7 protein-coding genes are annotated in these 8,772 nt (G+C 62.4%); 2 read left to right on the top strand and 5 right to left on the bottom strand.

Annotated elements, in window-relative coordinates; translation table 11 throughout:
* Positions 1-2,401, bottom strand: a 2,401-nt coding sequence (locus ADADOO_RS13310; protein ID WP_511277987.1) for a cation-translocating P-type ATPase, incomplete at its 3' end; no start/stop codon positions are given.
* Positions 2,402-2,561: 160 nt separating this feature from the next.
* On the opposite strand from ADADOO_RS13310, the gene parC reads away from it, so the two are divergent.
* A complete protein-coding gene (gene parC / locus ADADOO_RS13305) occupies positions 2,562-4,976 on the top strand; it encodes a DNA topoisomerase IV subunit A (protein WP_511277986.1) in 2,415 nt (804 codons plus the stop codon).
* A 57-nt stretch (positions 4,977-5,033) separates the two neighbouring features.
* Here parC and ADADOO_RS13300 read toward each other — a convergent pair whose 3' ends face one another.
* The 4 genes from ADADOO_RS13300 to ADADOO_RS13285 all read right to left on the bottom strand — a co-directional run bounded on the left by ADADOO_RS13300 (position 5,034) and on the right by ADADOO_RS13285 (position 7,246).
* Positions 5,034-5,213: a hypothetical protein gene (locus ADADOO_RS13300; protein WP_511277985.1), complete on the bottom strand. Its 180-nt coding sequence runs from the start codon at positions 5,211-5,213 to the stop codon at positions 5,034-5,036.
* Between the two features lie 107 nt (positions 5,214-5,320).
* Positions 5,321-5,875, bottom strand: coding sequence for a phasin family protein (locus ADADOO_RS13295; RefSeq protein WP_511277984.1), 555 nt, complete (start codon positions 5,873-5,875; stop codon positions 5,321-5,323).
* Between the two features lie 153 nt (positions 5,876-6,028).
* Positions 6,029-6,781, bottom strand: a complete 753-nt coding sequence (locus ADADOO_RS13290; protein ID WP_511277983.1) for an NAD-dependent deacylase — start codon at positions 6,779-6,781, stop codon at positions 6,029-6,031.
* Positions 6,782-6,841: 60 nt separating this feature from the next.
* Positions 6,842-7,246: a flagellar basal body-associated FliL family protein gene (locus ADADOO_RS13285; protein WP_511277982.1), complete on the bottom strand. Its 405-nt coding sequence runs from the start codon at positions 7,244-7,246 to the stop codon at positions 6,842-6,844.
* A gap of 224 nt (positions 7,247-7,470) precedes the next feature.
* Between ADADOO_RS13285 and trmA the strand changes: the two genes are divergently transcribed.
* The gene (gene trmA / locus ADADOO_RS13280; protein ID WP_511277981.1) at positions 7,471-8,559 is read left to right on the top strand and encodes a tRNA (uridine(54)-C5)-methyltransferase TrmA; all 1,089 of its coding nucleotides are present in this window, start codon (positions 7,471-7,473) and stop codon (positions 8,557-8,559) included.
* The last annotated feature ends 213 nt before the right edge of the window (positions 8,560-8,772 follow it).

Raw genomic sequence — 8,772 nt, 5'->3', positions numbered from 1 at the left:
GATTGACCATCTGCGCCAGCACGATGGCCATCAGGCAGGCCGAGGTGGCCTGCAGATAGCGCGGGTCGCCGGGCGCCAGCATTTCGCCGTAGTGCCAGCCGAAGCCGTGCAGCACGAAGAAGAAGGTGGCCATGGCGCCAAGCGCTTCGAGCGGGCCGAGGAAGAGGTAAGCGCGGGCGAGCAGGCCGCCGGAGAGCAGGCGTTCGGCTCGCGGCCGTGGCCGACGCTGCATGACGTCGGCCGACGGTTTTTCGGCACCCAGGGCAAGGGCCGGCAGCATGTCGGTGCCGAGATCGACGGCGAGAATCTGGATCACGGTCAGCGGCAGCGGGATGCGGAACAGCACGAAGGCGAGGTAGGGAATCAGCTCGGGGATGTTCGAGGTCAGGATGTAGGTGATGAATTTGCGGATGTTTTCATAGACCGCCCGGCCTTCCTCGATGGCGTTGACGATGGTACCGAAATGGTCGTCGAGCAGCACGATGTCGGCCGCCTCGCGCGCCACGTCGGTGCCGGAGAGGCCCATGGCGATGCCGATGTCGGCCATGCGCAGGGCCGGGGCGTCGTTCACGCCATCACCCGTAACGGCGACGATCTCGCCCTTGGCCTGCAGGGCCTGGACGATGATCATTTTCTGCTCGGCGGTGACCCGGGCGAAGATCACCTCGGGTGCATCGAGGGCAATTTGCAGGCTGGCGGCGCTCATCTGGCGGACCTCGTCGCCGGTCATGACGCGTGGCGATGCGCTGCGGATCATATCGATTTCGCGGCCAACCGCCAGCGCCGTGCGCGGATGGTCGCCGGTGCACATGATGACGCGCAGGCCGGCCGAATGGCAGCGGCCCACCGCCTCATGAACATCCGGCCGGGGCGGGTCTTCGAGGCCGATCAGGCCGCACAGGGCCATGCCCTCTTCGTTCGGCGCCTCGTTGGCGGCCAGCGGCTTCCAGGCGCAGGCAATGACGCGCAGGCCACGGCTGGCCAGGTCTTCGTGGGCCTGCCGAAAGTTGTCGCGGGCATCGGCATCGAGCGGTTTGAGGGTATTGCCGGCCAGCCAGGTCGTGCATAGCGGCAAGATGTTTTCCGGCGCGCCCTTGCAGAGCAGCACGCCGCTACCATCCGCCGCGCGGCTATAGACCGACATGCGCCGCCGCTCGGCATCGAAAGCGATTTCGCCGGCGAATTTCCAGGCCATCGGCAGTTCGCCGGCAAACTGCCAGAGCGCGATCTCCATCGGGTCGCCATTCGGCTGGCCATCCGTAAATTTCAGGCTCTGGCAATAACGGGCAACGGCCCGCAGGTGCGGCTCGCGCGCCGCCGGCCAGCGCTCGGCCGCGAGGTGGTGGCGACCGCCGGCAAACCATTCGCGCACCGCCATCCGGTTCTGCGTCAGCGTGCCCGTCTTGTCGGTCAGGATCACCGTCGCGCAGCCCATCGTTTCGACTGCCGGCAGATGGCGGACCAGCGCATTGCGTCTGGCCATGCGCTGGGTGGCCAGGGCCAGCGACAGCGTCACGGTCGGCAGCAGGCCTTCCGGCACGTTGGCGACAATGATGCCGATGGCGAACATCATGTTGGCCCAGAAAGGCAGGCCAATCGCCTGGCCAAGCAGGAAGAAAATGACGCCAAGGCCAAGCGCCAGCATCGCCACGAGCCGCGACACCCGGCGGATTTCGCCTTGCAGCGGCGACTCGGTATCGCCGGTCGATTGGGTCAGATGCGCGATGTGACCAAACTCGGTCCGCATCCCGGTGGCGTACACCACGGCACGGCCCTCGCCGGAAACGACCAGCGTGCCGGCCAGCAGCAGGCAATGGGCGGCCAGCGGGTCGAAGGCGGCGGCCGTCTCGGCCGCTTCGCGGCGCGCCTTCGGGTAGGTTTCACCGGTCAGCGTCGACAGATTGACGCGCAGCCCCCAGCTTTCGACCAGCCGGCAATCGGCCGGCACCTTGGCCCCTTCGCTCAGCAGTAAGATGTCGCCGGGCACCAGTTGCTCGGCCGAAATGTCCACTTCCTGGCCGTCGCGACGCACCTTGACGCGCTGCGGCAGGAGCTTTTCGAGCGCTGCCAGCGCCTGCTCGGCGCGATAGGTCTGCCAGAAGGAAAAGCCGCCATTGACCAGAATGACACCGAGAATGGCCAGCCCAAGCTCGAACATGCCCTCACCCGGCTGTAGATAGGCGGCGGCGAAGGCAAGAATGACGGCAAACCACAGGATCAAGGCAAAAAAGTGGGTGAATTCACCGAGCAGGCTCAGCCACCAGGGCATCCGCGCCGCCGCTTCGACGCGATTGGGGCCGAACTCCTCGAGCCGGCGCGCTGCTTCCCTAGTGCTCAGACCATCGGCTGCACTATCCAGCGCAGCTAACGCCTCGGCCGGCGACTGCCGGGCGATCTGCATGCCGGAATGCTCCATGACCAAGCCCGAATCTGTTGTTTCAACCCTTTATTAGTAGCATGCGCAGGGCATTCCAGCCAGCCGATTCCCGCTCTTTGAGCCGAAACCGCCGCCAGCGTGATAAATTTGCCGCCGACTTGATTCAGGATTCAGACGTAAGACCATGACCGACCAGCTTAATCTTTTCGACAGCAGCGCCAACCCGCAGGCCACAGAAACCGGAACCGCAGCCCTTCCAGCCACTGCGCAACCGGAATTAGCGGCCGAAGGGCTCAGCGAACCGTCCGTAGAACATCCCGCCGAGTGGTCGCCAGGCGAACCGCCTGAACTGCCCCCATCCGCCAGCGGCCCGGCCGCCGACATTCCCGCGCCGGCCGACTACGCGGCCCGCCGCTATCTTGAATACGCCATGAGCGTCGTCACCGGCCGCGCCCTGCCCTCGGCCGCCGACGGCCAGAAGCCGGTGCAGCGCCGCATTCTCTACGCGATGCACCGGATGGGCCTGTACAAGAGCCCGCGCCATGTCAAATCGGCGCGCGTCGTCGGCGACGTAATCGGCAAATACCACCCGCACGGCGATTCCTCGGTTTACGACGCCATGGTCCGCATGGCCCAGGACTGGAGCCTGCGCTACCCGATCGTCGATGGCCAGGGCAACTTCGGCTCGCGCGACGGCGACAACGCCGCCGCCATGCGCTACACCGAAGCCCGCCTGACGCCGATTGCCGAACTGCTGCTGGCCGAACACGACGAAGGCACGGTCGACTGGAAGCCCAATTACGACGGCGCCAACGACGAGCCGGCCCTGCTCCCCGCCCGCCTGCCCTTCTGCCTGCTCAACGGCGCTTCCGGCATCGCCGTCGGCATGGCGACCGAAATCCCGGCCCACAACCTGCGCGAAGTGGCGAATGCTGCGGTCAACCTGATAAAAGACCCAAATTTCAGCGAAGACGACGTGCTGGCGCTAATTCCCGGCCCGGATTACCCGGGCGGTGCGCAGATCATCTCGACGCCCGAGGAAATTGCCGCCACCTACCGCAGCGGGCGCGGCAGTCTGCGCGTGCGCGCCAAGTGGAAAATTGAAAACCTCGCCCGTGGGCAATGGAAACTGGTCATCACCGAACTGCCACCGGGCGTCTCGACGGCCACGGTAATGTCCGAAATTGAGGCTTGCTCGAACCCGGTGGCCAAGGAAAAAGCCGGCAAGAAGGTGTTCACGCCGGAGCAACTCAATCTCAAAGCAGCTTTCCTGTCATCGATTTCGGAAAGCGGCGTGCGCGATGAATCGGGCAAGGAAAACGCCATCCGCCTGGTCATCGAGCCCGCTTCGTCGCGCCAAGGCCAGGATGATCTGATCCGCATGCTGCTCGCCCATACCAGCCTGGAAACCAACGCCTCGATCAATCTCACCGTCCTTGGCGTCAACGGCTCGCCGCGCCAAGCCTCGCTGTACAGCATGATCGCCGAATGGTGCCGGTTCCGGCTGGCTACCGTCGAACGGCGCACGCGGCATCGCCTGACCGCCGCCGAAAAACGCATCCACATCCTGGAAGGCCGCTTGGCGGTACTGCTCGACATCGACAAGGTGATCAAGGTCATCCGCGAATCGGACGACCCCAAGATCGACCTGATGGCGCACTTCAAGCTGTCCGAGATCCAGGCCGAAGACATCCTCGAAATCCGCCTGCGCCAATTGGCACGGCTCGAAGGCATCAAGATCGGCGAAGAGCTGGCCAAGCTGCGCCAAGAAGCGGCCGGCCTCAACAAGCTGCTCGATTCCGAAGAAGCCCTGCGCGCCTGCGTTGCCACCGAAATCGAGGCCGATGCCAAGAAGTACGGCGACGACCGCCGCACCTTCATCGAAGCCGCCGACAAGGTCACCATGTCGGACGCCAAGACCGTTTCCATCGTCGACGAACCAACCACGCTGATCGTCTCCAGACACGGCTGGCTACGCTCGCGCCAGGGCCACAGCGTCGACCCGACGCAACTAAGCTTCCGCTCCGGCGACGAGCTCCTGGCCTGCCTGCCGTGCCGCACGGTCGACAGCCTGATCCTGCTCGACACCCAGGGCCGCGCCTACTCGATTCCAGCTTCCGACATTCCCGGCGGCAAGGGCGATGGCATCCCGGCGACCTCGCTGGCCGATTTCCAGGACGGCGGCAAACCCTGTCTGGCCATGGCAATCAAGCACGAAGCACTCTATCTGGTCGCCGCCAGTGGCGGCTATGGCTTCCGCTGCCAGGGCGCCGATTTCCTGTCACGCGGCAAAGCCGGCAAGGCTTTCATGACCCTGTCCGACGGTGAATTGCCAGTCGTTTTCGCGTCGGCACCACAAGGCGAAATCGCCTGCGTGACCAAGGATGGGCGGGCGCTCGTCTTCAATACCGACGAAATCCGCCAGCTGCCGAAAGGCCGCGGCCTCAAGCTGATCGATGCCTCCCCCGGCAAGACGGCGCTCGAAGACATCATTCCAGTCGTCAATGGCGTCGCCGGCAAGCTCAAGGGCGAACGCCTGGAAATCTGCCGCGGCAACCGCGGTGGCAAGGGCAAGCCGATGAAAGCGCCGCGCAAATAAGAAAAACCGGGCGAGCTCGATACTGAGCCGGCCCGGTTGTCTTTTCAGCCAGCCCGATCAGGCCGCTGTATCGCCCGCATGCAGGGCATCAACCTCTGCATGCTCCCACTCCTTGATCGTGTCCGAAACCAGGCGGGCCTTTTCATGGGCGTCCGGCTGATGGTGCTGCGCCGCCTCGAAAACCTCAAAGGCCTCGTGGATGGCTTCAGCCTTGGTATGCGCGTGGCTAGGTGGCATAGCGAAATCCTTCACGTGTCGAAAATAAAAAAGCCCTTGATAAGCAAGGGCTTTTTAATCAAAAACCGCAGACTGGCTGCGGCTTTTGACATCCAGGCACAATACGCTTAGGCAGCCTTCTTGGTAGCCTTCGGAGCGGCAACAACGTTGGCAGCCTTCATCGTGGCGCTGGTAGCAGCAGCAACGCTGGCTTCAGCCACTTCAGCAGCCTGCTTGGCAGCCTTGTTGAGGCCTTCGTAGGCTTCGTTGGCGGACTTGATCGCGGTCTTGACGGCAGCGACGGCGACTTCGGAACCAGCCGGAGCGGAAGCCAGAGCCTTTTCAACCAGGCCGGAAACCTTGGCGGTGTTTTCAGCAACCTTGGTTTCAACTTCCTTGGCCAGCTTGTCCTTGGTTTCGGTAGCGATGGCGATCACGTTACGCGAGTATTCCATGCCCTTGTCGATGGACGGCGAAGCCAGTTCTTTCTGGATGCTGACGAAAGACTGGACATCCTTGGCGCCGAGCAGTGCATTGACGTTGGCCATGGCGCCTTCGAAAACGGAACGGGCAGCGGCCAGATTCAACAGGGCCAGACGCTCGATGCCATCAAAGGTGGTGTTGGCGAAGAACAGAACGGAATTGATGCCGGACTTGGCGAAATCTTCGGGTTTGGTGAACATGGTGAATCTCCTGAGGTTGGGTGATTTAGTCGCCTTGGCCTTTTATGTTGCGCCGCAGCATGACTCCATTCTATTCACCCAAAACTGCTTGTCAACAGCTTTTTGTGCACCGCACCAATTGCCTGAAAAAATGTGTTGGAAATTCCCAACGGATCAGGCGTCGTGCGGCGCCAGACCGAGTCTTTCAAGGAGTGCGGTCATCGCTTCGGCAGCGCCGAGCGGCAGGTAATAATCGACGATCTCAGTAAGCATGGTTCGCGCCGGATTGATTTCCACGGTCGGAATACCGCTGCCGGCCGCCAGCACGACCGGCTGGGTGATATAGGGAAAAATGCTTGACGTCCCAATGGTAAAAACGATGTCGAAACCTTCCTGGAAGGCGTCGATAAAGCGGTCGAGCGGCTCCTCGGGCAAGGCTTCGCCGAAAAGCACGACCTTCGGCCGCAAGACCCCGCCGCACGCCGGACACAAGGGGGGCACTTCCCTGCTGCCCAGGTCGGCAGCGGCCTCTTCATGGCTGCATTCGGTGCATTCCAGCGCCTGCAGGTTGCCATGGATCTCAATGATTTCGCGGCTCCCGGCCAGACGATGCAGGCCATCGACGTTCTGGGTAAACACCACGACCCGGTCGAGATGCTCGTCCAACCGGGCAATAGCCAAATGGGCGGCGTTTGGTTTGGCGCCGCGACAGTTCTCTTCGATCTGGATCAGGTATTTCCAGGTAATTTCAGGGTGCGTGGCAAAAACATCGCCAGACAGCGCGTCTTCAATGCGCAAGCCATCCTCGGTTGCCTCGCTGTCGTACAGACCACCAACGCCGCGATAGGTCGGCAAACCGGAATCGGCAGAAATGCCGGCGCCAGTAATGAACAGGGCGCTGCGGACATGGCGAAGATGCTCGGCCACGGCATCCAGAGCAGCCTCGACAGGGGCCGGATACGACCTCACCGGAAATAACGCTCCAATTTACTGAATCAGGAATCGGGTAAACAAGGCTTCCTGGACACCCGTCTTCTCGTCTTCATGGATAGCGTGGTTGGCCAGTTCGACAATTTCCTCGATCAGCGCCTTCTTGCCCTCCAGCGTACGCAGTTTGTCCACTTCCTTGCCGGACAGCAGCAGGATAATCTCGTGCTGGATCCGCGGTTTGTAGGCGGCGATGGCCCCCACGGCTTCGGGCTTGGCGGGTTCCAGAATCAGCCCGAACTGCAGATAGTTTTCTTTTCCAAGGTTGACCGTAAACACCATCGGTTCCGGCGCGCCACCGCCGCCGCCATGATCGTTGGCCAGCGAAGGCAAGGGCAGAAGCAGCGCCAAAACAAGTAATAGGGCCGCAACAAGGGCATTCACAATTCGGGGAGCGACGTTCATGACAATCCTAAGGAGGGTTGATGTCCCATCGGGAGACCCGGATTTTATACCGGCTGAAAACCAAAAATGCCACCATGACGACACTTTGCAACAGGTCATCCCCATTTCAAATGCCCGGCCAGCGCAATACTCCACTTGCCCCGCGGAGCAGCGTATATTTCGCCCTTCGCTCACGGTTGCCCCCGATATTCGGTTTGGCCGCCGCCAAAATACCCAGAAAAATCATGCCTCTCCCCAGTTACGATCCCGCCATCTATCCGGCCCAACTCGCCGACAAACTCGCCCATTTCGAGCAAACCTTCGCCTCGCTCGGCGTGAGCAATACCGTTGCCCATGCGTCGGCGCCGCTGCATTACCGGCTTCGCGCCGAATTCCGCATCTGGCACGATGGCGACCGGCTGGATTATGCAATGTTCGACCCGGAAGACCCGAAGGTGCCGATCGCGCTCGACAGCTTCCCACCCGCCGCCGAATCGATCTGCGCGCTCATGCCGCGCCTGCGCGACCGCCTGGCCGCCAGCCCAACACTGCGCCGCAGCTTGTTCCAGGCCGACTTTCTCGCGACTTTGAGCGGCGACATGCTGGTCACACTCATTTATCACCGCACACTCGATGAAGACTGGGCCGCCGCCGCCCACGACATGGCGACCGAACTGGGCATCCAACTCATCGGCCGCAGCCGTGGCCAGAAGCGGGTGCTGGAACGCGACTGGGTGCTCGAAGAGTTCGAACTGAACGGCCGCCAGCTACGCTACCAACAGGTCGAAGGCAGCTTCACCCAGCCCAACGGCGGCGTCAATCGCCAAATGCTCGGCTGGGCCTGCCAGCAGGCGGCCGGCATTGGCGGCAATCTGGTCGAGCTGTACTGCGGCAACGGCAACTTCACCATCGCCCTGGCCCCGCTCTTCGACAAGGTGCTCGCCACCGAAGTCAGCAAATCCTCCGTCCATGCCGCCCAGTACAACCTGGCTGCCAATAACGTCGAAAACGTTGCCATCGCCCGCATGTCGAGTGAGGAATTCAGCAACGCCCTGTCCGGCCGCGAAGAATTCACGCGCCTGAAGGACATCGACCTCGAACTCTTCCGCCACGCCACGCTTTTCGTCGACCCGCCGCGCAGCGGGCTGGACGCCGTGACGCTCGAACTGGCCCGTGGCTTCGACCGCATCCTGTACATTTCCTGCAACCAGCAGACCCTGCTCGAAAACGTGACGGCGCTGCAAGACACCCATCAGATCGCCGCTTCCGCCGTCTTCGACCAGTTCCCCTACACGCACCATCTGGAGTGTGGCCTGCTGCTGACGCGGCGGTAATCGCGCTTCACGCTTGTCAGCCTGCCGCCGGCCGGCTGCTACCTAGTGGCGGTGACCAACACCGCCACGCACCCGAGCCTCCCCATGAAAAGAACCGATCTCTACAAAAGCCTCGCCAGCAAGATTGACCGAAACATGAAACAGGCGGGAACCCCCGACTAAGAAGAACTGAGATATTTGGTAGGGCAGAAGCGCGATATTTCCGAGCTATAC

The organism is Azonexus sp., from assembly GCF_036170495.1.
GTDB lineage: Bacteria > Pseudomonadota > Gammaproteobacteria > Burkholderiales > Rhodocyclaceae > Azonexus.
Note: the sequence above shows the minus strand (reverse complement) of the source record. Positions and strands in the feature narration are given on the sequence as shown.

What these genes read in the sequence shown, in the direction of transcription:
- ADADOO_RS13285 (WP_511277982.1), bottom strand. Translation starts at nt 7,246, where the DNA reads ATGAACGTCGCTCCCCGAATTGTGAATGCCCTTGTTGCGGCCCTATTA.
- ADADOO_RS13295 (WP_511277984.1), bottom strand. Translation starts at nt 5,875, where the DNA reads ATGTTCACCAAACCCGAAGATTTCGCCAAGTCCGGCATCAATTCCGTT.
- ADADOO_RS13300 (WP_511277985.1), bottom strand. Translation starts at nt 5,213, where the DNA reads ATGCCACCTAGCCACGCGCATACCAAGGCTGAAGCCATCCACGAGGCC.
- parC (WP_511277986.1), top strand. Translation starts at nt 2,562, where the DNA reads ATGACCGACCAGCTTAATCTTTTCGACAGCAGCGCCAACCCGCAGGCC.
- trmA (WP_511277981.1), top strand. Translation starts at nt 7,471, where the DNA reads ATGCCTCTCCCCAGTTACGATCCCGCCATCTATCCGGCCCAACTCGCC.